General features: G+C 71.7%; 19 protein-coding genes. 8 read left to right on the top strand and 11 right to left on the bottom strand.

Annotation, left to right across the window (positions count from 1 at the left end):
- Positions 1-13: 13 nt before the first annotated feature.
- Positions 14-388, bottom strand: a complete 375-nt coding sequence (locus ACZ6WH_RS38110) for a VOC family protein (protein ID WP_432855239.1) — start codon at positions 386-388, stop codon at positions 14-16.
- A gap of 74 nt (positions 389-462) precedes the next feature.
- Here ACZ6WH_RS38110 and ACZ6WH_RS38105 point away from each other — a divergent pair, with 74 nt between their 5' ends.
- Entirely contained in the window at positions 463-1017 is a 555-nt protein-coding gene (locus tag ACZ6WH_RS38105; protein WP_469734650.1) for a CGNR zinc finger domain-containing protein, read from the top strand.
- 28 nt (positions 1018-1045) lie between these two features.
- On the opposite strand, the gene ACZ6WH_RS38100 is transcribed toward ACZ6WH_RS38105, so the two are convergent.
- Positions 1046-2386: a UDP-glucose dehydrogenase family protein gene (locus tag ACZ6WH_RS38100; protein WP_432855234.1), complete on the bottom strand. Its 1341-nt coding sequence runs from the start codon at positions 2384-2386 to the stop codon at positions 1046-1048.
- Between the two features lie 179 nt (positions 2387-2565).
- On the opposite strand from ACZ6WH_RS38100, the gene ACZ6WH_RS38095 reads away from it, so the two are divergent.
- Entirely contained in the window at positions 2566-3738 is a 1173-nt protein-coding gene (locus ACZ6WH_RS38095) for an acyl-CoA dehydrogenase family protein (RefSeq protein ID WP_432855231.1), read from the top strand.
- 74 nt (positions 3739-3812) lie between these two features.
- On the opposite strand, the gene ACZ6WH_RS38090 is transcribed toward ACZ6WH_RS38095, so the two are convergent.
- Positions 3813-5102 (bottom strand): LCP family protein, encoded by a 1290-nt coding sequence (locus ACZ6WH_RS38090; RefSeq protein ID WP_469734647.1) that lies wholly within the window; start codon positions 5100-5102, stop codon positions 3813-3815.
- Positions 5103-5379: 277 nt separating this feature from the next.
- Here ACZ6WH_RS38090 and ACZ6WH_RS38085 point away from each other — a divergent pair, with 277 nt between their 5' ends.
- On the top strand, positions 5380-5934 hold the full coding sequence (locus ACZ6WH_RS38085) for an acyl-CoA thioesterase (protein WP_432855225.1): 555 nt from the start codon (positions 5380-5382) through the stop codon (positions 5932-5934).
- Between the two features lie 36 nt (positions 5935-5970).
- Here the strand turns inward: ACZ6WH_RS38085 and ACZ6WH_RS38080 are convergent, their stop codons facing one another.
- The gene (locus tag ACZ6WH_RS38080; protein ID WP_469734644.1) at positions 5971-7413 is read right to left on the bottom strand and encodes an LCP family protein; all 1443 of its coding nucleotides are present in this window, start codon (positions 7411-7413) and stop codon (positions 5971-5973) included.
- A 146-nt stretch (positions 7414-7559) separates the two neighbouring features.
- Between ACZ6WH_RS38080 and ACZ6WH_RS38075 the strand changes: the two genes are divergently transcribed.
- Positions 7560-8606, top strand: a complete 1047-nt coding sequence (locus ACZ6WH_RS38075; protein ID WP_469734642.1) for a glycosyltransferase family 2 protein — start codon at positions 7560-7562, stop codon at positions 8604-8606.
- A 73-nt stretch (positions 8607-8679) separates the two neighbouring features.
- On the opposite strand, the gene ACZ6WH_RS38070 is transcribed toward ACZ6WH_RS38075, so the two are convergent.
- The 4 genes from ACZ6WH_RS38070 to ACZ6WH_RS38055 all read right to left on the bottom strand — a co-directional run bounded on the left by ACZ6WH_RS38070 (position 8680) and on the right by ACZ6WH_RS38055 (position 14643).
- Positions 8680-10332, bottom strand: a complete 1653-nt coding sequence (locus tag ACZ6WH_RS38070; RefSeq protein ID WP_469734640.1) for an LCP family protein — start codon at positions 10330-10332, stop codon at positions 8680-8682.
- Between the two features lie 97 nt (positions 10333-10429).
- On the bottom strand, positions 10430-12187 hold the full coding sequence (locus tag ACZ6WH_RS38065) for an LCP family protein (RefSeq protein ID WP_432855213.1): 1758 nt from the start codon (positions 12185-12187) through the stop codon (positions 10430-10432).
- A 218-nt stretch (positions 12188-12405) separates the two neighbouring features.
- Positions 12406-13668, bottom strand: a complete 1263-nt coding sequence (locus ACZ6WH_RS38060) for an LCP family protein (protein ID WP_432855210.1) — start codon at positions 13666-13668, stop codon at positions 12406-12408.
- Positions 13669-13890: 222 nt separating this feature from the next.
- Positions 13891-14643, bottom strand: a complete 753-nt coding sequence (locus tag ACZ6WH_RS38055; RefSeq protein WP_432855207.1) for a TIGR03089 family protein — start codon at positions 14641-14643, stop codon at positions 13891-13893.
- Between the two features lie 129 nt (positions 14644-14772).
- Here ACZ6WH_RS38055 and ACZ6WH_RS38050 point away from each other — a divergent pair, with 129 nt between their 5' ends.
- The 3 genes from ACZ6WH_RS38050 (at position 14773) to ACZ6WH_RS38040 (ending at position 18393) form a co-directional block, all read left to right on the top strand.
- Positions 14773-16122, top strand: a complete 1350-nt coding sequence (locus tag ACZ6WH_RS38050) for a peptidoglycan recognition protein family protein (RefSeq protein WP_469734637.1) — start codon at positions 14773-14775, stop codon at positions 16120-16122.
- A 161-nt stretch (positions 16123-16283) separates the two neighbouring features.
- Positions 16284-17366 (top strand): mannose-1-phosphate guanylyltransferase, encoded by a 1083-nt coding sequence (gene manB / locus ACZ6WH_RS38045; protein WP_469734635.1) that lies wholly within the window; start codon positions 16284-16286, stop codon positions 17364-17366.
- Between the two features lie 118 nt (positions 17367-17484).
- Positions 17485-18393 (top strand): DNA-3-methyladenine glycosylase family protein, encoded by a 909-nt coding sequence (locus tag ACZ6WH_RS38040; protein WP_469734633.1) that lies wholly within the window; start codon positions 17485-17487, stop codon positions 18391-18393.
- 97 nt (positions 18394-18490) lie between these two features.
- Here the strand turns inward: ACZ6WH_RS38040 and ACZ6WH_RS38035 are convergent, their stop codons facing one another.
- Genes ACZ6WH_RS38035 through ACZ6WH_RS38025 form a run of 3 tightly spaced genes read right to left on the bottom strand, consistent with a single transcriptional unit; the run spans position 18491 to position 21421 of the window.
- On the bottom strand, positions 18491-19903 hold the full coding sequence (locus ACZ6WH_RS38035) for a coenzyme F420-0:L-glutamate ligase (RefSeq protein ID WP_469734631.1): 1413 nt from the start codon (positions 19901-19903) through the stop codon (positions 18491-18493).
- Complete coding sequence (gene cofD / locus ACZ6WH_RS38030) at positions 19900-20859, bottom strand: 2-phospho-L-lactate transferase (protein ID WP_469734629.1); 960 nt, start codon at positions 20857-20859, stop codon at positions 19900-19902. Before cofD ends, ACZ6WH_RS38035 begins: the two co-directional genes overlap by 4 nt.
- A gap of 55 nt (positions 20860-20914) precedes the next feature.
- Entirely contained in the window at positions 20915-21421 is a 507-nt protein-coding gene (locus ACZ6WH_RS38025; RefSeq protein WP_469734627.1) for a cysteine dioxygenase, read from the bottom strand.
- A 682-nt stretch (positions 21422-22103) separates the two neighbouring features.
- Here ACZ6WH_RS38025 and ACZ6WH_RS38020 point away from each other — a divergent pair.
- The gene (locus tag ACZ6WH_RS38020; RefSeq protein ID WP_030266018.1) at positions 22104-22367 is read left to right on the top strand and encodes a WhiB family transcriptional regulator; all 264 of its coding nucleotides are present in this window, start codon (positions 22104-22106) and stop codon (positions 22365-22367) included.
- Positions 22368-22404 lie beyond the last annotated feature (37 nt).

Raw genomic sequence — 22404 nt, 5'->3', positions numbered from 1 at the left:
TACCGGCCGTCCCTCAGTGCAGGCAGAGACAGAAGGGGTGCCCCGCCGGGTCGAGGTAGACCCGCCAGTCGCGCTCGCCCTCGTCGTGCTGGACCAGCCGCGCGCCGAGCTCCAGCGCCTCGCGCTCGGCCTCCTCGATCCGGTCGCGCGGCACCCGGAAGTCCAGGTGGAACTGCTGGGACCGCTCGCCGCTGGGCCACTCCGGCGGCACCATGTCGGGCGCCTTCTGGAAGGCGAGCAGCCGCCCCTGGGGCCCGGCCACCTCGATCCAGTCGCCGCCCTCCTCCAGCTCCCCGACCTTCCAGCCGAGCAGGCCGGCGTAGAACTCGGCGAGCGCCTCGGGGTCCGGGGCGTCGAGCACGACGACGCCGAACTGGGCGATGGCCATGGTGTTACCTCCTGAGACTGTCTAGCGGTAACTGCGTTACTGCATGATGGCCCTCAGCGGGTAACGTGGCAAGGGTGGCCGACCGCAGCGCGCCGCCTTCCCTGGCCCTTGTCCAGGACCTGGCGAACACCCTGGACGTCGAAGCCGGGCGCGACTCCTTGGCAGCCCCCGGCGGACTCGCGGCGTTCCTGCGCGCCCACGAGTTGCCGTCGGCCCCCGCCGGGAAACGCGAAACGGCCGCTGTCCAGCGGCTCCGTGAGGCCCTGCGCGCCGCCTGCCTCGCGCACACCGGCCAGGACGTGCCGCCGGAGACCGGGCGCGAGCTGGACACCCTGCTGGCCGCCGCGCCGCTCGTCCTCACCGTCGACGCCCGGGGCGAGGCCGCGCTCCGCCCGGCCCCCGGGCTCACCGGCGTCGCCGCGCTGACCGCCCGGGTCGCCGCGGGCATCGCCACCGCGGCGGCCGACGGCAACTGGCGCCGCCTGAAGGCGTGCGAGGCCCACGACTGCCTGTGGGTGTACTACGACCGCAGCCCGGCCGGCCGCAGCCGCTGGTGCTCCATGGCGGTCTGCGGCAGCCGGGCGAAGATGCGCTCGTACCGGGCCCGCCGCGCGGCGGAGCCCGAATGAGGTGTGCTGGTCGGGTGAGCAGCGCCGGTCAGGCGCGCGGGCGGCCCAGCGCGCGGTAGGTCCAGCCGGCCTTGCGCCACAGCTCGGGGTCGAGCGCGTTGCGGCCGTCGAGGATGCGGCGGTGCGCCACGACCTCGCCCAGCGTCGCCGGGTCCAGCTCGCGGAACTCCCGCCACTCGGTCAGGTGCAGCACCACGTCGGCGCCGCGCACCGCGTCGAGCGCGGTCGGCGCGTAGCCGAGGGTGGGGAAGACCCGGCGGGCGTTCTCCATGCCCTTGGGGTCGTAGACCGTGACCTGGCCGCCCTGGAGGTGGATCTGGCCCGCGACGTTCAGCGCGGGGGAGTCGCGTACGTCGTCGGAGTCCGGCTTGAAGGTCGCGCCCAGGACGGCGACCCGCTTGCCGAGGAAGCCGCCGCCGACCGCCTCGCGCGCCAGCTCCACCATGTGGCCGCGGCGGCGCATGTTGATGGAGTCGATCTCGCGCAGGAAGGTCAGCGCCTGGTCGGCGCCCAGCTCACCGGCGCGCGCCATGAACGCGCGCAGGTCCTTCGGCAGGCAGCCGCCGCCGAAGCCGACCCCGGCGCGCAGGAACTTCTTGCCGATCCGCTCGTCGTGGCCGATCGCCTCGGCCAGCTTCACCACGTCGCCGTCGGCCGCCTCGCAGATCTCGGCCATGGCGTTGATGAAGGAGATCTTGGTGGCCAGGAAGGAGTTGGCGGCCGTCTTGACCAGCTCGGCGGTCGGGTAGTCCATCACGACCCACGGCGAGCCCTCGGCCAGCGGCGTGGCGTACACCTCGCGCAGCAGCGACTCGGCGCGCTCGCTCGCGACGCCCACCACGAGGCGGTCGGGGTGCAGGGTGTCCTTGACCGCGAAGCCCTCGCGCAGGAACTCCGGGTTCCAGGCCAGCTCCGCGTCCGCGCCGGCCGGCGCCAGCTCGGCCAGCCGCTTCGCCAGCCGCGCCGCGCTGCCCACCGGCACGGTGGACTTGCCGACGACCAGCGTGGGGCGCGTCAGGTGCGGCGCCAGCGACTCGAAGGCGCTGTCGACGTAGGACATGTCACAGGCGTACTCGCCGTGCTTCTGCGGGGTGTTCACGCACACGAAGTGCACGTCACCGAAGGCGCCGGCCTCTTCCCACGAGGTGGTGAAGCGCAGCCGCCCGCTGGACCCCGGGAGGCCCGCGACGTGCTTGCGCAGCAGCTCCTCCAGGCCCGGTTCGTACAGGGGTACCTCGCCGCGGCCGAGCATCTCGATCTTCTCGGGCACGATGTCGAGCCCCAGCACCTCGAAGCCGAGCTCGGCCATGGCGGCGGCGTGCGTGGCGCCGAGGTAGCCGGTGCCGATCACGGTGATCTTGAGGGGCATGGGCACTCCAGATGCGAACGAGTGGGTACTGCGGGGCAGAGCATAACCGGGCGGCAGGGTGCGGCGATCCGGTCGCTGTCGGCAACCTCACGTACCCCACGGGGTGCCCCGGCTCTAGAATTCGGGGAAACGCGACAGGTTACTTAACGGTAGTTAGCACTCAGGGGAGATGAGAGACCTTGGCGGGAAACGCCGATTTCGATCTGTACCGGCCGGCCGAGGAGCACGACATGCTCCGTGAGTCGGTGCGCGCGCTCGCCGAGGCGAAGATCGCTCCGGTCGCCACCGAGGTGGACGAGGAGGCCCGCTTCCCGCAGGAGGCGCTGGACGCCCTGGTCGCCAACGACCTGCACGCCGTGCACGTCCCCGAGGCCTACGGCGGCGCCGGTGCGGACGCCTTGGCCACCGTCATCGTCATCGAGGAGGTGGCCCGCGCCTGCGCCTCCTCCTCGCTGATCCCCGCCGTGAACAAGCTCGGTTCGCTGCCGGTGATCCTCTCCGGCTCCGAGGAGCTGAAGAAGAAGTACCTGGGCCCGCTGGCCAAGGGCGACGCGATGTTCTCGTACTGCCTGAGCGAGCCGGACGCCGGTTCGGACGCGGCGGGCATGAAGACCAAGGCCGTGCGCGACGGCGACTTCTGGGTCCTCAACGGCGTGAAGCGCTGGATCACCAACGCCGGCGTCTCGGAGTACTACACGGTGATGGCCGTCACCGACCCGGAGAAGCGCTCCAAGGGCATCTCCGCCTTCGTGGTGGAGAAGGGCGACGAGGGCGTCTCCTTCGGCGCCCCGGAGAAGAAGCTCGGCATCAAGGGCTCGCCGACCCGCGAGGTCTACCTCGACAACGTCCGCATCCCCGCCGACCGCATGATCGGCGCGGAGGGCACCGGCTTCGCCACCGCGATGAAGACCCTGGACCACACCCGCATCACGATTGCGGCCCAGGCGCTGGGCATCGCCCAGGGCGCGCTGGACTACGCCAAGGGCTACGTCCAGGAGCGCAAGCAGTTCGGCAAGCCGATCGGCGACTTCCAGGGCGTGCAGTTCATGCTCGCCGACATGGCCATGAAGCTGGAGGCGGCCCGTCAGCTCACCTACGCGGCCGCCGCCAAGTCCGAGCGGATCTCCGCCGGCGGCAAGGACGAGGACCTCACCTTCTTCGGCGCCGCCGCCAAGTGCTACGCCTCCGACGCGGCCATGGAGATCACCACCGACGCGGTCCAGCTCCTCGGCGGCTACGGCTACACCCGTGACTACCCGCTGGAGCGCATGATGCGCGACGCGAAGATCACGCAGATCTACGAGGGCACCAACCAGGTCCAGCGCATCGTCATGGCCCGCAACCTGCCGTAACGGCGGTTCGGGGCGGACGAGAAGGCCCCGGCTCCTCGAAGGGAGCCGGGGCCTTCCTCATGCGCCCGAGCGGGTCACTGGTCGGCGGTGACCGTGACCGGGTCGTCGTTCTTCAGCTCGCTCACGAGCTGCTTGACCTTGGGCATGTCCCACGCGAGGTTGCCGCCGACGCTGCCGGAGACCGGCATGTTCATCGACTTCCCGTCGCCGCCCTTGCTGGTGACGTCCTTCAGCCCGAAGAACATCTTGGCCAGCGAGTACGGGCCCATGTCCTTGTCGACGACCAGGGTGTCCAGGCCCGCGCCCATGGCGGGGTACAGCTCGAAGGGGTTCAGCAGCGTGCCGGGCGACGCCACCTGGTGGGCCAGCGTCGAGAGGAACTTCTGCTGGTTCTTGGTGCGGTCCAGGTCGCTGCCGGAGAAGGCGTGCCGGGTACGGACGTACGCCAGGGCCTGCTGGCCGTTCAGGGTCTGCTCGCCGGCCTTGAAGTCGGCGCCGGACCACTTGTCCTTGAACCCCTTCTCCAGCTTCATGTCCACGCCGCCGATGGCGTCCACGATGTTCGCGAAGCCGGCGAAGCCGATCTCGGCGTAGTGGTCGATGTGCAGGCCGGTGTTGTACTCCACGGTGCGGACCAGCAGCTGCGGGCCGTCGATGGAGTACGCGGCGTTGAGCTTGTTGGCGCCCATGGCGGCCTGCATGTTGCCGGACTCGGAGCCGCGGAACTGCGGGATCGTGACGTTGGAGTCACGCGGCAGCGAGATCAGCGTCGGGCCGTTGGACCCGGTGTGCAGGATCATCATCGAGTCGGTGCGCTTGCCGTCGGCGGAGCCCGTGTGCAGGTCCTTCTTCTGCTGCGCCGACATCCCCTCGCGGCTGTCGGAGCCGACGATCAGGTAGTTGGTGCCGTCGCCCGTCTCGGGGCGGTCGATCACCTTGCTGAGGTCGACCTCCTTGCGCATCTTGGAGTCGGCCCAGAAGTACGTGCCGACCGACGCGACGAGCAGCACGACGACCAGCGTGAGCACGGTCACCTTGATGCGGCGGCCCCAGTTGGGGCGGGGACGGTAACCGTCGTCACCGTGGCCGCCGCCACCGCCGTGGCCGCCGCCGTAGACCTGACCGGTGTTGTACCCGTCGTCGTACCGGCCGCCGCCGTGGCCGCCGTCGTAACCGGGCTGCGGCGGTACGGCCTGCCGGCGCGGCGACATGCCGGGCGGCAGCGGGGGCTCGCCGTGGGCGGAGGCGGGCTGCCGGCGCACCTGTCGCATGGCACGGGCGCCCTCCGGCTGGGCGCTGCCGCTGCCGCGTCCGTACCGGTTCCTGTCGTCGTCACGGGGGAGCCCGTCGCGCCACTCGTTCATGAAGCAAAGTGTGCCTGCCGGTACGCCCCGCCATACAGGCCGGGGACGGGATCGGACCGTGGCTGTTGCAGAGCTGATGCAATCCGGTGCGGCATATAGGGGAGGGAGTGACCATTGGGCCGCGTGGGCCGGGAAGCGGAGATTAGGGACGGTTGGGGCGAACGTTTGCGAGCAATTGCGACCGTAATCGTCTGAAAGGCAAGCAAACTGGACCGGTCGGGGGCGTCCGTGACCGACTCGGGCGGAAGGCGTCCGCCGGGGTGCATAAGGTGGACGTATGACCGATCCCGTCACCGACGGTCCGGAGGGCAGCCTTCCGGGCAAGCCCACCTCCGTCTCGCGCACCACGCTCAGCCACATCATGGATGCGAGCCACACCAATCTCCTCGGCACCGTACACGGCGGTGTGATCATGAAGCTGGTGGACGACGCGGCGGGCGCGGTGGCCGGCCGGCACTCGGGCGGCCCCGCCGTCACCGCCTCCATGGACGAGATGGCGTTCCTGGAGCCGGTCAGGGTCGGCGACCTGGTGCATGTGAAGGCCCAGGTCAACTGGACCGGCCGGTCCTCGATGGAGGTCGGCGTGCGGGTGCTCGCCGAGCGCTGGAACGAGTCCACCCCCGCCCAGCAGGTCGGCTCCGCCTATCTGGTCTTCGCCGCCGTCGACGAGAACGGCAAGCCGCGCTCGGTCCCGCCGGTGATCCCCGAGACCGAGCGCGACAAGCGCCGCTACCAGGAGGCGCAGATCCGGCGTACGCACCGGCTCGCCCGCCGCCGCGCCATCAAGGAGCTGCGCGAGCAGCGCACCGCCGACGGCGTCGACGAGGGCTGACCCGCCGCCCGGACGGCCACCGGCCGCCCGGCGCCGTCATTTGCACTCCTCCTCGTCGCCCGTGACGGCCGGGACGTCGCCCGAGCCGGGCGCCGGGACCTCGGCGCGCACCTTGTGCACGTCCTGGTCGCCGGGGCCGAGCGTGACGCGCAGCACCGGGCCCTGGCCCGGCACCTCGCGCAGCTTCGCGCCGGGCAGCGCCGCCGCCAGCGTCCGTACCGAGCGGTCCCAGCGCGGGTCGTACGCGATCTCGGTGCGCTCCGCCCGGGCCTGGGCGTTGCGGGGCGCGCCGGTGGTCGCGAAGCCCTCCGCCCGCAGCGCCTTGTCGGTCCTGGCGGCCAGGCCGCGGGTGGGGGTGCCGTTCTCCACCTGGACGCGGACCTCGTTCGGCGCCACGTCGACCATGGTCGCGCGGTGCTTGCGCTTCTTGTGCACGGCCAGCGGGCGGTCCGCGCGGATGGCCTCGAAGAGCTTCTCCGCGCGCTCCTCGTCCCACTTCACCGTCGAGCCGAGGTTCGGCACGGTGTAGCTGATGTCGCTGACCGGGACCGAGGTGAACTCCGAGGAGGAGGGCTTGAAGCCGCGCAGCGCCTGGCCGAGCGCGACCATCTCGCGCGGGCCGAAGCCGGCGTCGGCCCGCAGCGAGCCCAGCACGGTCGAGGTGATCCGCTTGAACGCCACCGGATTCGTCAGCGTCTCCGAACCGGTGATGCGGTGCATGAGGGCCACCAGGAAGCGCTGCTGCCGCTGCATGCGGCCCAGGTCCGAGCCGCCGTCGAGGTGCCGGGCCCGGACGTACTGCAGCGCCTCGCCGCCGTTCAGCTCGCTGGTGCCCTTGGGCAGGTCGAGTCCGGTGTAGCGGTCCCTCAGCGGTGAGGTGGTGCACACCTGCACGCCGCCGACCGCGTCCACGGTCTTCATGAAGCTGGTGAAGTCGACCTCCAGGTAGTGGTCGACGTGCACGCCGGTCATGTGCTCGACGGTGCGGACGGTGAGGTTGGGGCCGCCCTCCGCGTACGCCGCGTTCAGCCGGGCGTGGTGCGCCGGCACCGTCCGGCCGGTCCGCTCGTTCCGGTGCTCCGGCACCTCGGCGTAGGAGTCGCGGGGCAGGCTGATCACGCTGGCCCGGTCCCTGGCCGCCGACAGATGGACGAGCATGATCGTGTCGGTGCAGTGACAGGGCGCACCGCCCAGGTGGTACCGGTCCTTCTCCGCCTTCGACAGCCGGTCCCGGCCGTCGGTGCCCGCGACCAGGAAGTTCATCCCGGTGCCGGTGACGGGGCGGGGCCGGTGGTCCATCCCTTTGAAGGCATCCACCCGGGTGATGCCCTCGTCGACCCCGGTGACCATCGCGTGTCCGATGCCGCTCGCGGCCAGCAGGGCGACGGACGTGACGGCGGTCACCCGCACGAGCCACCGGGCGCGCCGGCGCCGCCTGCCGGGTGCGGGGAGCACGAGGGTGCGGGGCGGTGGGGGCATTGCGGGGCACCTCCTCATAGGGAGCAGGGGGATATGTGACAGTACGTCGATATGATCGGCTGACTGTCATCACACGCCGCTCTTGTCCGCAGCGCCACTCGGCTGCCGTCAGGCCCGTACGCCCGTTCGCGGTAACGTGAACTCCGATGAACGACACCCACGCCACGCCGAGCCGGCACCCCGCAGTCTCCGTGATCATGCCGGTGCTCAATGAGGAACGTCATCTGCGCAGCTCCGTGCGCCACATCCTGGAGCAGGAGTACGACGGTGAGATGGAGGTGGTGATCGCGCTCGGGCCGTCCACGGACCGCACCGACGAGATCGCCGCCGAGCTGGTACGCGAGGACCCGCGGGTCCACACCGTGCCCAATCCCACCGGCCGTACGCCCGCCGCGCTGAACGCCGCGATCGAGGCGTCCCGGCACCCCGTCGTGGTGCGGGTGGACGGCCACGGCATGCTGTCGCGCAACTACATCGCGACCGCCGTGCGCCTCCTGGAGGAGACCGGCGCCCAGAACGTCGGCGGGATCATGAACGCCGAGGGCGAGAACTCCTGGGAGGAGGCCGTCGCGGCCGCCATGACCTCGAGGATCGGGGTGGGCAACGCGGCCTTCCACACCGGTGGCCAGGCCGGCCCCGCCGAGACCGTCTTCCTGGGTGTCTTCCGGCGCGAGGCGCTGGAGCAGCAGGGCGGGTACAACGTGGAGTTCATCCGCGCCCAGGACTGGGAGCTGAACTTCCGCATCCGTGAGGCGGGCGGGCTGGTCTGGTTCTCGCCCGAGCTGAAGGTGCAGTACCGCCCGCGGCCGAGCGTGAAGGCGCTGGCCAAGCAGTACAAGGACTACGGCAAGTGGCGGCACGTCGTCGCCCGCTACCACTCCGGTTCGATCAACGCCCGCTACCTGGCCCCGCCGACCGCGCTGTGCGCGTTCGCCGCGGGCCTCGTGGTCGGCGCGGCCGTGACGCCCTGGGGCTTCGTCGTCCCCGGCGCCTACCTCGCGGCCATCGCGGCGGGCTCCGTCCCGGCCGGCAAGGGCCTGTCGCTCAAGGCCCGCGCCCAGATCCCCGTCGCGCTGGCGACCATGCACATGTCGTGGGGCTGGGGCTTCCTCACCAGCCCCCGCTCGCTGGCCAGGAAGGTCATCGCCAGCCGCCGGCCGGCGGTGACCGCCCCGGCCGAGAAGACCGCGTAGGCGGCGGACACGTACGACGGCGGCGGCCGGCCCCCCGGGGTCCGGCCGCCGCCGTCGTTTCACGCGCCGTGCTTCACCAGGTGTAGCTCGGGTTCACCTTCATGCACGCCTTCTTGTCCTCGCCGTTGAGGGCGTCCGCGCTCTCCGGGGCCTTGTCCGCCTGCTGCTTGCCGCCGGCCGCCTTCGGGTACGTGGTGCCGGTACGCCAGTCGTTGCCGACGATCAGCCGGATGCCCTGGGCCGAACTGGACTCCTTCACCGCGCTCTTGGGCAGCCCCAGCGCCTTGGCGACGGCCAGCGCGTCGCCCTCCGCGTCCTTGCCGCCGTACGTGATCGTGGTGTCGGCCTGGGCGATGAGCGTGGCGTCCGTGCCCGCGGCCGTGTAGCCGAGCGTCGCCAGTTGCCCCTGCACCGCGCTCGCGCGGCCCACCACCGGGCCCTGGATGGCGCCGTTGGTGCCGTTCTGCACGGTGATCTGCAGCTGGTCCTTGGCCGTCGTGGGCTTCGGGTCGGTGGCGGGCTTCTTCTTCTCGTCCTTGCCGTCCAGCGCGGTGTCGTTGCGCAGCATCGCGAACACCTGCTCGGCGTCGCCCGGCTTGGGGATGACGTAGGACTCACCCGGGCCGTAGGACCAGGGCATGGTCGCCATGGTGATCCGCTTGACCGGCACCCGGTTGAGGTCGCCGCCGAGGTCGTAGAGCTTCTTGACGCTGCCGAGCCCGTCGTCCACGGTCAGCGCCTTGGTGGCGGCCTCCGCCAGCGCCTGGAGCTTGCCCGGGTCGGTGAGCTTGGTGCCCGCCTTGAGCTGACGGATCATCGAATTCATGTACATGTGCTGGGCCTTGGCCCGGCCGATGTCGGTGTTGTCCTCGAAGCCGTAGCGGGTGCGCAGCCACTGGAGCGCCTGCACGCCCTTGATGTTGTGGTCGCCCTTCGTCAGCTTCAGCCCGCTGCCGTGGCCCTTGCTGTCGTGCGAGTAGATGTTGTTGTCGACGCAGACCGGGACCCCGCCCACCGCGTCGGCCATGTCCACCACGCCGGCGAAGTCGATCATCATGAAGTGATCGATGTAGATGCCTGTCAGCTCTTTCCAGGTGGCGACCGTGCAGCCCGGGCCGCCGTGCTGCAGCGACTGGTTGATGGGCGCGGTGGTCTGCGGGTACGTCTCGCCGCTCTTGGGGTCGGTGCACTGGGGGATGGTCACCCGGGTGTCGCGGGGTATCGAGAGCACCGACATGCTGGAGCGGTCGGCGGAGACGTGCAGCAGCATCTGCACGTCCGCCAGCGGCTTGCGGCCCACATCGGCCTTGGCGCCGCCGAGCTCGAGGTTCGCCTTGCTGTTCCGGCTGTCCGAGCCGAGCAGCAGGATGTTCATCGGGGTCTGGCCGAAGGCGTTGGGCTCGGGCTTCTTCAGCCCTCCCTCGCCGAGGTCGAGCGCGCCCTTGCGCAGGTTTCCGTTGAGGTGCTCGTAGTAGAGGTAGCCGGCGCCCGCCGTACCGAGGACGAGGAGCGCGGCGATGCCGGCGGTCCAGCGCAGGACCCGGCGGCCTCTTCGGCGTTTGCGCCTGCCGCGGCCGGGGGGCTCGGCGGTCCCGGCCGCACCGCCGTCCCCGTCCCCGCCCTGCCCGTCGCTGCGGCCTTCGTAGAGGCTGTCGTCCCAGCCCAACTCCTGGGCGTCGGGCTGGTGTCGGCGTGATCGATCACCACGCACACTGCTCTGCCGCATCGGCTGCCCCTCCCCGTTTCTTCCATCCGGTGGTGCGCTCGGCGGCCTGGCAGGGCGGCCGGTCGGTTTTCACTTGGTGTTGCTGGTGCTGGTGCGCTTACTTGGCACAGACGTTCTTGTTGTCCGCGTTGACGTTCTGGACCCCGTCCGGGGTCTTGTCCGGCGGCCCGACCGGCTCCCCCGCCCCGGTGAAGTCCTTGCCGAGGATGAGCTTCATCGGCACCTTGGGTCCGGCGTCGCCGCTGGTCTCCTTCAGCGCGGACTGGGGCAGGCCCATCCACTCGGCCAGGGTGGCGGCCTGGCCGGCCTGGTTGGGCGCGTACTCCAGGCGCGTCGCGTCCAGCGTGGTCGAGGCGTTGCCGGCGTTGGTGGACAGCGGCGCGCCCTTGGTGTTCTGCAGCCAGTCGACGGTCTCCTGGGCGGCACCCAGGGGGCCGCCGCCGTTGGAGACGTCGACCCGCACCTCGGACGCGGGAGCCTTGGTGGCCGGCTTGGTCTTCTTCTTGGCCTTGTCCTTCTTCGTCTTGGTGAGCGAGTGGTCGGCCTGGACCATCTTGAACAGCGGATCGGCCTTGGCCTTGTCCAATATGACGGTCGCGGGGTCGTCAGGGTTGTCCAGAACCGGCACGGTCGCGAAAGTGACGTTCTTGACGTTCACCCGGCTGAGGTCCTTGGCCAGGTCCATCAGCTTGCTGGCCGTACCGATGCCGGTGTCGACGGTGAGCGCCTTGGTGGCGGCGTTGCTCAGCTTCCACAGCTTGCCCGGGTCGCTGAGGGTGTCGTCCGACTTCATCTTGCGGATCATCGAGCTGAGGAACTGCTGCTGCAGCTCGATGCGGCTCAGGTCACTGCCGGTGCCGACGGTGTGCCGGGTCCGTACGAACGCCAGTGCCTGCTCGCCCTGGACGATGTGCTTGCCGGCCTTGAGCTTCAGGTGCGACTTGGGGTCGTCGATGTCCTTGCCGGCGCAGACCTCGACGCCGCCCACCGCGGTGGACAGCTCCTTGACGGCGTTGAAGTCCGCCATCATGAAGTGGTTGATCTTCAGGCCGGTCATCTTCTCGACGGTCCGCCAGGTGCAGCCCGGGTCCCGGCCCTCCTGGCCGAGGCTGGTGTTGAAGCGCACGCCCGTCTCGCCGGGAACGGTCTTCGTCGAGCCGTTCTCCTGCTTCGTGGGGCAGGCCGGGATGTCGGTGATCATGTCGCGCGGGATGCTCAGCGCGGTGGCGTTCGTCCGGTCCTTGGAGACGTGCATCAGGATCGTGGTGTCGGCGTGGCCGACACTGCCCATGTCTCCGTAGCCGTCGTTGCCCTTCCCCTCGCGGGAGTCGGTGCCCATGATCAGGATGTTCACCGGGCCGTCGGTGACCGCCTCGTTGTTGATGCCGACGTCGACCTTGGAGATGTTGCCGTCCAGGTGCTGGTAGACGAAGTACGCACCGGTGCAGCCGGCGACCAGCACGAAGCCCATCGTGCCCGCGCCCCAGTACAGCGCCTTCTTCTTCCCCGACGCCTTCGGCTTGGGCTTGCGCCGGCCGGTGCTCGCGGCGGGCGCCGCCGCGGCCGCCCGGTGTCCCGCGCGCCCGCCGGCCCGGCGGTTGCGCTGCGCGGGCAGCTCCCGGGTCGGATTGTCACGGTCGTTTCCGGACGACCGGCCGCGCTCCTGCGCGCGCCGTTCCTTCCGGCCACCTTGTGCGGGGGGTGCGGAGGGGGCTGCGGTTCTCCGGCCGGCCGGCCCGGAGGCTGACTTTGCGCCAGTATCCAGTCGCAGCTCGTAGTTGCCGGTGTTCGGGTCGAACACCCACTGATCGGCGGGATCGATGTCGCCCGCCTGCCCACGGCCTTGCGCGTCCACGGTGCCTTGAGTCCTCCGTCGGTGCCACGCGGCGCCTGCCCCCTCAAGGCGCTCGGTCGGTCGGATTGCAGTGCGCGGTCAGCCAGTCTTGCGGACCGGATCGCTCACACTATCCGCCCAGTTCAGCGTCCAGCGACGCCCGTGACAAATTCCACGTCCCTACAACTGGGCAATCCACCCAATACTTTCGCGTCCTTGATGCACCGTTTGCGGAGGTTTTATCGGCAGATGCCCCGATCTGCGGTGGTTCCCCGGAAGGTGGTTCCGGGGGTCGGCGTGGCCGATTCAGGATGGGCGGGCTTGTCAGTTTCGTCCCCGGCGTTCGAACCGCCCGCACCCCGGGCATCCGTCTGTCCGGTCTGCGGGTCCTTGGCCGGGTCGTCGTATTCGGTGGTGTCCGTCTGTTCTGTCGGTGCGGGCCGCACCGGAACGGGACGGTCCGCACGCAGCCGCGCGAAGAGCCGGCCGGCGTCCGGCTGCACCAGTTCGTCGCGGTTCACGTTGTACGCGTATGCCTGGCGGGGAACCGTCAGGAAATGGATCTTTTCCGTGGGGATGTCGCGGACGCTGCGCACCAGATTGAAGAGGTCCTTCAGCGACGCCAGCCCCTCGTCGGTGGTGAGGGAGCTCGTCGCGGCGTCCAGCAGCGGGTACAGGCGTGTGGGGTTGAGCAGTACGCCATTGCCCTGCACCTTCTTCACCAGCGCCGCCAGGAACTGCTGCTGGCGCTCCATCCGCTGGGTGTCGCTGCCGTTGCCCAGCGACTTGCGGGCCCGTACGTACCCCAGCGCCTGCTCGCCGCGGAGCACATGGCGCCCGGCCGCCAGGTTCAGGTGCGAGTCCTGGTCCGCGACGGCCTGCGGCAGGCAGACCTCCACCCCGTCCACCGCGTCCACCATGTGCTTGAAGCCGGTGAAGTCCAGGATCATGTGGTGGTCGACGCGGATGTCGGTCATCTGCTCGACGGTGCGGATCGTGCAGGCCGGGCCGCCCGCCTCGAACGCGTAGTTGAACTGGGTGAAGCGGGGCGCGGTACGGCCGCCGTCCGGCTTCGTGCACTCGGGCACCTGCGCCATCAGGTCGCGCGGGATGCTCACCGCCGTCGCGCTCTTCCGGTCCGCCGCCAGGTGCAGCAGGATCGTGGTGTCCGAGCGCTGGGTGCCGTCGTCGGTGCCGTACTTGCGGTTGCCGCCGCCGCGGTTGTCCGAGCCGATCAGCAGGATGTTCTGCACGTTCTTCGCCGAGGCGGGCGGCCGCTCGGCCTCGTAGGCGCGCAGCCTGGCGGCCGTGTCGGAGTCGGCCGTGATGTTCCCGTTGAGCTTGTCGTACGCCAGCCAGCCGACCGCGCCCGCGCCGACCACGGCGACGCCGGTGCCCACGGCGGTCCAGCGCAGCCACCGGCGCCGGGGCCGGCCCTCGCCGGCCGCCGGCCGCTCGTTGCAGCGCCTCAGTTCTTCGGGGATCTCCGGCCTGTCGTCCACGGCTGCGTCCACCCCTCGTGCGTCGGCCGCGCGGTGGACGGCCGCTTCACTCGGCACCACGGCCCGGGCGGCGCGCCCGGACCCCGGTACCCATGGAGACGGCCGGGTCCCGCGCAGGGTTGTACGTCTCCCTGATCATGGACCGCGCGGGACGGATCGGCGCCCGCTGAGCGCGCCGGCTGGGCCGGTCGGGCGAACGGGGCGGGATGCCTGGCCGGGGGCTCAGGCCGCTTCGGGCGCGGTGACGGTGACCTGCTCGGCCTCCTTGCGCCGGGCCAGTCCGCCGTCGTCCAGCCGGTCCGCGTGGCGGCACAGGACGACGGAGCCGCCGGTCGCCAGCGGTGCGTACAGCCCGTACGCCAGACCGTCCCACGTGCCGTACGGCAGCGTGGACAGCACCCGCTGCCGCTCGGGCAGCCGCGCCAGCTCCACGGCCGCCGCGACGGCCTCCGCGCCGGTGAACTCGCGGCCGTCCACGGCGAGCGCGGGCGCGTGCGGGTCGACCGGCGCGTACGGTGCGAAGCGGTCGCCCTGGGCGGGCACCTCGGCGGCGTAGTCGGCGAAGCCGGCCGGCGGCTCGGGGAAGCGGCCGCCCAGCGGGCGCAGCGCGAGCGCCACCCGCTCCCCGGAGCAGGCGCGTGCCGCCTCCAGGGTGTCCGGGCCGCTGACGACGACGTCCGCGGCCGCCGGGTCGCCGCCCACGTCCGCGATCACTCCGACGGACGAGCAGGCCACCAGCCAGACGGCGGTCTGCCAGTGCGTGGGCAGCAGCAGGGCGAGCCGGTCGCCGGGCTCGGCCGACAGCTCGTCCTGGAGGTAGTTGGCGGTCTTGGCCACCCAATTGGCGAAGGTGGCGACGGAGAGTTCGACGCGTTCGCCGGTGGCGTCGTCGTAGAAGGTCACGAGCGGCCGCGCCGGATCGGTGGCCAGAGCGGATCGCAGCAGGTCGGCGGGGGTTCGGTCGGTGGCGTTCATCGGCGTCAGCCTACGCGCGCCGACCGCCGCCGTACGGCGTACCCGGCGCCTCTTGTGGGGCAGCGGCGCGCCGATGGGGCGTCAGTTCCCCAATGGCGGATTTGTCGTACTCCGTACACGATCGCTTCCATGCGTGCCTTCGTTGCCACTTCGCTCGGCGCCGCGACCTTCGCGGCCCTCGTCGTACCGCTCGCGCTGCCGGCCGGGGCGGACTCCGTCCAGGCCCCCGCAGCCGCCGCTCCCGAGGCCGCCCCCGCGGACGTCCCCGGAAGCACCCAGTCCCTGCCGCTCGTCCCGCTCGGCGACCGCGACCGCGTCCTCCCCGGCCGCGGCTCGGGCCGCGCCGCCACGGCCGCGCCCGTGGGCATGCCCGTCAAGGACGTACGGCCCTTCTCGCTCGTCGGTGTCGTCTGGACCGACGCCAAGTCCGAACTGCACGGCCAGCCCCAGGTCCGCACCCGCGCCACCGGCAGCCACAAGTGGGGCGCCTGGCAGGACGTGCAGACGCACTACGACGACGCGCCCGACCTGGACTCCCCGGAACGGGGCGCCAAACCGCGCGGCGGCACCGCCCCGCTGTGGGTGGGCGACTCCGACGCCGTGCAGATGCGGATCGCCCCGGAGACCGGCCGGCAGGCCGTCACCGAGCTGCCCGCCGGGCTGCGCCTGGAGCTGGTCGACCCCGGCTCCCCGGTCAAGCGCGACCCCGCGCCGGCCGCCGCCGGCCAGCAGGCCAACGACAGCTCGGCCGCCAACGCCGGGCTCGCCCCGCCCGGTGCCACCGAGATCCCGGCGGCGCCCGCGAACGCGCTGCAGGCGGACCTGGCCGCGGCCGGCCAGCAGGACCGCGGCCAGGCGGCCGGGGCCGAGCCGCGCAACGGGCCCCGGCCGAAGATCATCACCCGGGCCGGCTGGGGCGCCGACGAGAAGCTGCGGGAGCCGAAGTTCGGGTACACCAAGACCGTGAAGGCGGCCTTCGTGCACCACAGCGCCACCGGCAACACCTACTCCTGCAACCAATCGTCGGCGATCATCCGGGGCATCTACCGCTACCACGTCAAGAGCAACAACTGGCGGGACCTCGGCTACAACTTCGTGATCGACAAGTGCGGCACGATCTTCGAGGGCCGGGCCGGCGGCGTCGCCAAGGCGGTCATGGGCGCCCACACCCTCGGGTTCAACAACGACACCACCGGCATCGCCGTCATCGGCACCTTCGACAAGGCGAAGCCGCCGGGGCCCGCCGTCGACGCCCTCGGCAAGCTCACCGCGTGGAAGCTGGGGCTGTACGGACGCAATCCGAACGGCAAGACCACGCTGGTCTCAGGAGGCGGCAACCGTTTCAAGAAGGGAACCAAAGTCCGGCTGAATGTCATCTCCGGACACAGGGACGGCTTTGTGACCAGCTGCCCGGGGGCCGCGCTCTACGGCACACTCGGCTCGGCGCGTACCGCCTCCGCCCGCTTCCAGGGGCGCTGAGGGCCCGGGGGCCGGAGCCCGTGACGCGTACGGGCTCCGGGGCCGGGCGGCGCCGGAGAGCCCGCCTACCGGTGGGTAAGCCCGCTGGCAAAGCGGGCAAACCGTCTGCCTACACTGGTCCGCCGTCCGGCCGACCCCAGCAGGAAGCAGAGAACTCAAAGGTGACTGAAGCGATCCTTCTGGTCGGCGGCAAGGGCACCAGGCTGCGTCCGCTGACGGTGCACACGCCCAAGCCCATGGTCCCGGCCGCGGGTGTGCCGTTCCTGACGCACCAGCTCGCCAGGGCCCGCGCCGCGGGCGTGGAGCACATCGTGCTGGCCACTTCCTACCTCGCCGAGGTTTTCGAGCCGTATTTCGGTGATGGGGCGGAATGGGGGCTTCACCTCGAATATGTCACCGAAGAGGAACCGCTCGGCACCGGCGGTGCCATCCGCAACGTCGCCCACCGGCTGCACTCGGGTCCCGACGACCCGGTACTGATCTTCAACGGCGACATCCTCACCGGGCTGGACATCGCGGCGCTGGTGCGGACCCACCAGGAGACGTCCGCGGATGTCTCGCTGCACCTCACCCGGGTCGAGGACCCGCGCGCCTACGGCCTCGTCCCCACCGACGACACCGGCCGGGTCACCGCCTTCCTGGAGAAGCCGCAGACCCCCGAGGAGATCGTCACCGACCAGATCAACGCGGGCGCCTACGTCTTCAACCGCTCCGTGATCGACTCCATACCGCAGGGCCGCCCGGTCTCCGTCGAACGCGAGACCTTCCCCGGCCTGCTGGAGTCCGGCGCCCACCTCCAGGGCATGGTCGACTCCACCTACTGGCTCGACCTCGGCACCCCGCAGGCCTTCGTCCGCGGCTCGGCCGACCTCGTCCTCGGCCACGCGCCCTCCCCGGCCGTCCCCGGCCGCCACGGCGAACACCTCGTCCTCAAAGGCGCCGACGTCGCCACGGACGCCAAGCTCAGCGGCGGCACGGTCGTCGGCAGCGGCGCCCGGATCGGCGCGGGCGCGCGCATCGCGGGCAGCGCCGTGCTGGCGGACGCGGTGGTCGAGCCCGGCGCCCAGATCCACGACTCGCTCATCGGTGCCGGCGCCCGCGTCGGCGCCCGTACGGTCCTGTCCGGCGCGGTCATCGGCGACGGCGCCACCGTCGGCCCCGACAACGAGCTGCGCGAGGGCATCCGCGTGTGGTGCGGCGCCGACCTGCCGGCCGCCGCGGTCCGGTTCTCCTCGGACCAGTGACGACCGGGCCGGCGGGCCGGGATCGGTGACGACCGGGCCGCCCCCCCGTGACGCCCGCCACCCGTGACGGCCGCTGCCGGACGGCCGGCGCGCCGCCCGGCTCCCGTACGCTGAACGGATGCCCCGCACCCGCACCTGGGCCCCGCCCGGCCCGTACGACCTCCTGCGCACCCTCGGTGTGCTGGGCCGCGGACCGGGCGACCCCGCGTACCGGGTGGAGTCCGGCACGGTCTGGCGGGCCTCCCGTACGCCCGACGGGCCGGTGACGGTCCGGATCGGCATGCGGCCCGCCGAGGGCCGCGTCGAGGCCGAGGCGTGGGGGCCGGGCGCGGACTGGATGCTGGACCGACTCCCGTCCCTCCTGGGGGAGTCGGACGAGCCGTCGGCCTTCACGGCCCGCCACCGGATCGTCCACGAGGCGCACCGGCGCAACCCCGGGCTGCGGCTGGCCCGTACCGGCCTCGTCCTCGAATCGCTGATCCCCTCGATCCTGGAGCAGAAGGTCACCAGCGACGAGGCGTACCGGGCCTGGCGGCTGCTCCTCCAGCGCTTCGGGGAGCCGGCGCCCGGCCCCCACGAGCGGCTGCGGGTGATGCCGGAGCCGCGCGGCTGGGCCATGATCCCGTCCTGGGAGTGGCACCGCGCGGGCGTCGACGCCAAGCGCTCCGACACGGTCGTCCGTGCCGCCCGGGTCGCCCGCCGCCTGGAGGAGGCGGCGGACATGGATCTGCCGGCCGCACTGCACCGCCTCCAGCTCGTGCCGGGCATCGGCCCGTGGACCGCGGCAGAGGTCCTGCAGCGCTCCAACGGCGCGCCCGACGCGCTGACCCTCGGCGACCTGCACCTGCCGCGCATCGCGGTCTACGCGCTCACCGGGCGGATGGGCGGCACCGACGAGGAGATGCTGGAGCTGCTCGCGCCGTACGAGGGCCAGCGGCACCGCGCGGCCCGCTTCCTCCTGCTCTCGGGCCGCGTCCCGCCCCGCCGCGCCCCCCGCTACTCGGTCCGCGACATCGCCCGCCTCTGACTCCCACCCAGCTGTGGGCAATCGTGCCGCCGGGGCGGCACGGGCGGGCACAGCGGCACCCCCCACGGCGGGCAGCCGGACCCCGCCGGAGGCGCCCCTACCGCACCACGACGAACTGCTCCGGATCCCGGTTCGGACGCGGCTTCGGCGGGCCCGCCGGCCGCCCGATGGCCACGGCCCCCATCGGATCCCAGTCGGCGGGCAGGCCCAGGACGTCCCGTACGACGTCCCGGCAGAACATCGTCGAGGACACCCACGCCGACCCCAGCCGCTCACCGGCCAGCGCGACGAGGAAGTTCTGCACCCCGGCGCCCGCTGCGACCACGAACATCTCCCGCTCGGCGGCGTTCCGCCGCGCGTCGGCCGCCGCGTCCGGCCCCTCGTACGTGTGCGAGCCGTCCATGACCAGGCACGGCACCGCCAGGTACGGGGCCTTGCGCAGCACGTCACCGCGGCGCACCCGCTTGGCCACGGATTCCTCGGACTTGCCGTCGCGCCGCAGGTCCGCGAGCCAGGCGTCCCGCATGGCGTCCAGCAGCCGGGTCCTGGACTCCTCGGACTCCAGCAGCACGAAGCGCCACGGGGTGGTGTGGTGCGGCGCCGGCGCGGTCACGGCCGCCGCGACGGCCCGCCGCACGGCGCCGCCGTCCACCGGTTCGTCGGCGAACTCGCGGACCGTACGGCGCAGCGTCAGGGCCTCCCGTACGGCCTCGGAGGTGCCGAGCCGGAACATGTCGTCGGCGGGGGAGCGGACCAGCGCCCGGGCGCCGGTGTCGGGCTCGCCCTCCGTACTGTCCTGAGGGCCCGTCAGGGTGTGCGGCAGGCCGCGCACCACCGCGACCGGCAGCCCGCCGGCCTTGCCCTTGACCAGGTCGCCCGCGCTCGCCAGCTCGTCGGCGGTGGCCACGACCGTGGCGCTGAGCGGGTTGCCGTGGCCGTCGGTGCCGCCGCGCAGGTCCTCCAGGGCCCGTACGCCGGCCGCGCCGATGGCGACATCGGTCAGCCCGTTGCGCCAGGGCCGCCCGAAGGTGTCGGTGACGACCACGCCGACGTCCACGCCGAGCACGGCGCGCAGCCCGGCCCGGATCGCCCGGGCCGAGGCGTCGGGGTCGGCGGGCAGCAGCAGGACGGTGCCCCGCGGGGTGTTCGAGGCGTCGACGCCGGCGGCGGCCATGACCAGGCCGTTGCGGTTCTCGACGATGCGCAGCGGGCCGCGGCGCGCCACGACCCGTACCGTCTCCTGGTCTATGGCGGCCTCGCGGTCGTCCGCCGCCACGATCCGGTCCTCGGCCTTGCTGACGATCTTCGAGGTGACCAGCAGCACGTCGCCGTCGGCCAGGCCCGGCACGCCGGGCGCGGTGGCCGCGGCGGCGATCAGCTTGGCGAGGTCGTCGCCGGGGCGCACCTCGGGGATGCCGGGCAGCGCCCAGACGCGGTACGAGGGGACCTCGGCGGCCTCGCCGTACGGGGCGCCCGGAGCCGCGGGACCGTCCTGCGCTCCGGCGGTCACGCCCGTACCTCTTCGGCCAGCGTCAGCGCCTCCCGGGCCATCGTGGCGGTCGCGTCGACGTCGGTCATCATCAGCGGCACGGCGCGGCAGCGGATACCCGCCGACTCGACCTCCGCGACCTTGCCCTCGTCGACCGTGTCCACCAGCCAGCCGTCCAGCAGCCCCATGCCGTAGTGGGCGGCCACGGCCGAGGCCGTGGACTCCACGCCCACGGCGGCCAGCACCTTGTCGGCCATGCCGCGCACCGGCGCGTCACCGACGATGGGGGAGAGGCCGACGACCGGCGCGCCGGCCTCGGCGATGGCCTCGCGGATGCCGGGGACGGCGAGGATCGTGCCGACGCTGACGACCGGGTTGGACGGCGGGAAGAGGATGACGTCGGCGGCCGCGATGGCCTCCAGCACGCCGGGCGCCGGCTTGGACTGCTCGGCGCCGACCGGGACGACGGCCTCGGCGGGCACGGAGGCGCGCAGCCGGACCCAGTACTCCTGGAAGTGCACGGCCTTCTTCTCGCCGTTCTCGTCCTCGACGGCGACGTGGGTCTCGACCCGGTCGTCGGTCATCGGCAGCAGCCGCACGCCGGGCTGCCAGCGGTCGCACAGCGCCTCGGTGACCGCGCTGAGCGGGTAGCCCGCGCTCATCATCTGCGTACGGACGATGTGGGTGGCGAAGTCCCGGTCGCCCAGCCCGAACCACTCGGGGCCGACGCCGTAGGCCGCCAGCTCCTCCTTGACGCGGAAGGACTCGTCCGAACGCCCCCAGCCCTGCTCCTCGTTGATGCCGCCGCCGAGCGTGTACATCACAGTGTCCAGGTCCGGGCAGACCTTCAGCCCGAACAGATGGATGTCGTCACCGGTGTTGCCGATGACCGTGATGTCCGCGTCCGGAGCCGCTGCCTTCAGTCCCCGCAGAAAGCGGGCGCCGCCGATGCCGCCGGCGAGAACCACAATGCGCATGGGCCCAGTCTCTCGCAGCCCGGCACCGTGTCCATCGGGGGCCGGGCCGGGGCGGTCAGGGCGTGGCCGGCTGCGGCGCGGGCCGGGCGCACCGGGCCGCGGACGGGTGCATGGGCATGTCGGTCAGGCCCGGGAAGTAGACGTGCAGGCTGACGGCGGGGGTGAGCGCGTCGTTGGTGACCTCGTGGACGTACCCGGGCGCGAAGACACGCTGCGCGCCGGGCACCAGGCGGCGGCTGCCGCTCGCGCTGTGTTCGGTCAACTCGCCGTCCAGGAGGGTCAGTACGCCGGAGGACCGGCCGTGGTCGTGGCGGCCGCTGCCCTGGCCGGGCAGCCAGCTCAGCAGCCAGACCTCGTAACCCGGCCCGGTGCGGAGCCGGTGGTACCAGCGGGTGGTGGCGTCGTACTCGACGAGCGGCGCCCACCGGTCGCGGTCGGCGGCGATCGAACGGGCCAGCCCGGCGAATTCGGCCACGGTGGCGGGGTGCTCGCGCGGGGGCTGGAGGAGGTGGATGACCTCGAAGATGTCGCCTGCGATCTGGAGGTCACTGTCGCTGTTCATGGACTTCTGGTTCCTCGGAGGAGAAAAGCGCGGAGAAGAGAGCGAGCGGAGCGCTGCGGTGCGCGGCCGGGATGCCGGGCGGGCCCCCGGCGGCGCTCAGGGGTGGTGCGGGAGAGAAAAGCCGGAGCTCAGTGGCTTCAACAGCTCGAACAGCGACAGCGAGCCTGGGCAGCGCAGCGGGACCCGTAGGCACGGGTCAGGCGGGGCGCGGGCATCACTGGCATGGAGTCAAGGAGAGCGGGTACCTGGCGCGCGTGTCAACCGGATGCCGGGTTTGGGCTAAATGTTTCACCTCATCCGGTTACCGTGCCCGGCGAAAGGTTTGTGCACCCGACGGTCAGGAGAGGTGGCCCAGCAGTCACGCCATCAAACGCCGTTGTGGTTCCGTGATCTGAATGTGATCAAGCCCGCTTCTGTTGATGGAGTGCAACGTGATCGCCGTCCGTTGAGTCCTTCAGAGGCAGAAGGGGATTGCGGGATGGATGTGGCGAATGTTTGTCCTGGTTTTAGCCGATATGAACACTTACCGCGCACCCTTGGTTCCGCAGAGTGAATAAGGGGCCCAATAGCAGATCTCGGCTTGACTGGCCCGGATCCACGCACTTGTAATTTCACTCGTGTCGTTCAGCCGTCATCGGTAACGGCAACATCACGGGGACGCAATGACAGACGAGGGGCGCACATGACCGAGCTGTTCGAAGAATTGCTGGTCGAGGAGGCGGACGAGGAGCTCGGCTGGCAGGAGCGCGCACTGTGCGCCCAGACCGATCCCGAGTCCTTCTTCCCGGAAAAGGGCGGCTCCACCCGCGAGGCGAAGAAGGTCTGCCTCGCCTGTGAGGTCCGCTCCGAATGTCTTGAATACGCTCTTGCCAACGACGAACGCTTCGGTATCTGGGGCGGGCTGTCCGAGCGCGAGCGGCGCCGTCTGAAGAAGGCCGCGGTCTGAAGCCCGACGACGGCGGCCCGGGCGACTGTCGCCCGGC

This window comes from Streptomyces sp. NPDC050806, assembly GCF_055586425.1.
This window is presented reverse-complemented; position numbering and strand designations above follow the sequence as displayed.

Bases quoted from the DNA above. Each gene is read 5' to 3' on its own strand.
- ACZ6WH_RS38055 (WP_432855207.1), bottom strand. From the start codon at position 14,643: ATGAACGCCACCGACCGAACCCCCGCCGACCTGCTGCGATCCGCTCTG.
- ACZ6WH_RS38080 (WP_469734644.1), bottom strand. From the start codon at position 7,413: ATGCCCCCACCGCCCCGCACCCTCGTGCTCCCCGCACCCGGCAGGCGG.
- ACZ6WH_RS38020 (WP_030266018.1), top strand. From the start codon at position 22,104: ATGACCGAGCTGTTCGAAGAATTGCTGGTCGAGGAGGCGGACGAGGAG.
- ACZ6WH_RS38050 (WP_469734637.1), top strand. From the start codon at position 14,773: ATGCGTGCCTTCGTTGCCACTTCGCTCGGCGCCGCGACCTTCGCGGCC.
- ACZ6WH_RS38100 (WP_432855234.1), bottom strand. From the start codon at position 2,386: ATGCCCCTCAAGATCACCGTGATCGGCACCGGCTACCTCGGCGCCACG.
- ACZ6WH_RS38025 (WP_469734627.1), bottom strand. From the start codon at position 21,421: ATGAACAGCGACAGTGACCTCCAGATCGCAGGCGACATCTTCGAGGTC.
- ACZ6WH_RS38085 (WP_432855225.1), top strand. From the start codon at position 5,380: ATGACCGATCCCGTCACCGACGGTCCGGAGGGCAGCCTTCCGGGCAAG.
- ACZ6WH_RS38075 (WP_469734642.1), top strand. From the start codon at position 7,560: ATGAACGACACCCACGCCACGCCGAGCCGGCACCCCGCAGTCTCCGTG.
- ACZ6WH_RS38090 (WP_469734647.1), bottom strand. From the start codon at position 5,102: ATGAACGAGTGGCGCGACGGGCTCCCCCGTGACGACGACAGGAACCGG.
- ACZ6WH_RS38110 (WP_432855239.1), bottom strand. From the start codon at position 388: ATGGCCATCGCCCAGTTCGGCGTCGTCGTGCTCGACGCCCCGGACCCC.
- cofD (WP_469734629.1), bottom strand. From the start codon at position 20,859: ATGCGCATTGTGGTTCTCGCCGGCGGCATCGGCGGCGCCCGCTTTCTG.
- ACZ6WH_RS38040 (WP_469734633.1), top strand. From the start codon at position 17,485: ATGCCCCGCACCCGCACCTGGGCCCCGCCCGGCCCGTACGACCTCCTG.
- ACZ6WH_RS38070 (WP_469734640.1), bottom strand. From the start codon at position 10,332: ATGCGGCAGAGCAGTGTGCGTGGTGATCGATCACGCCGACACCAGCCC.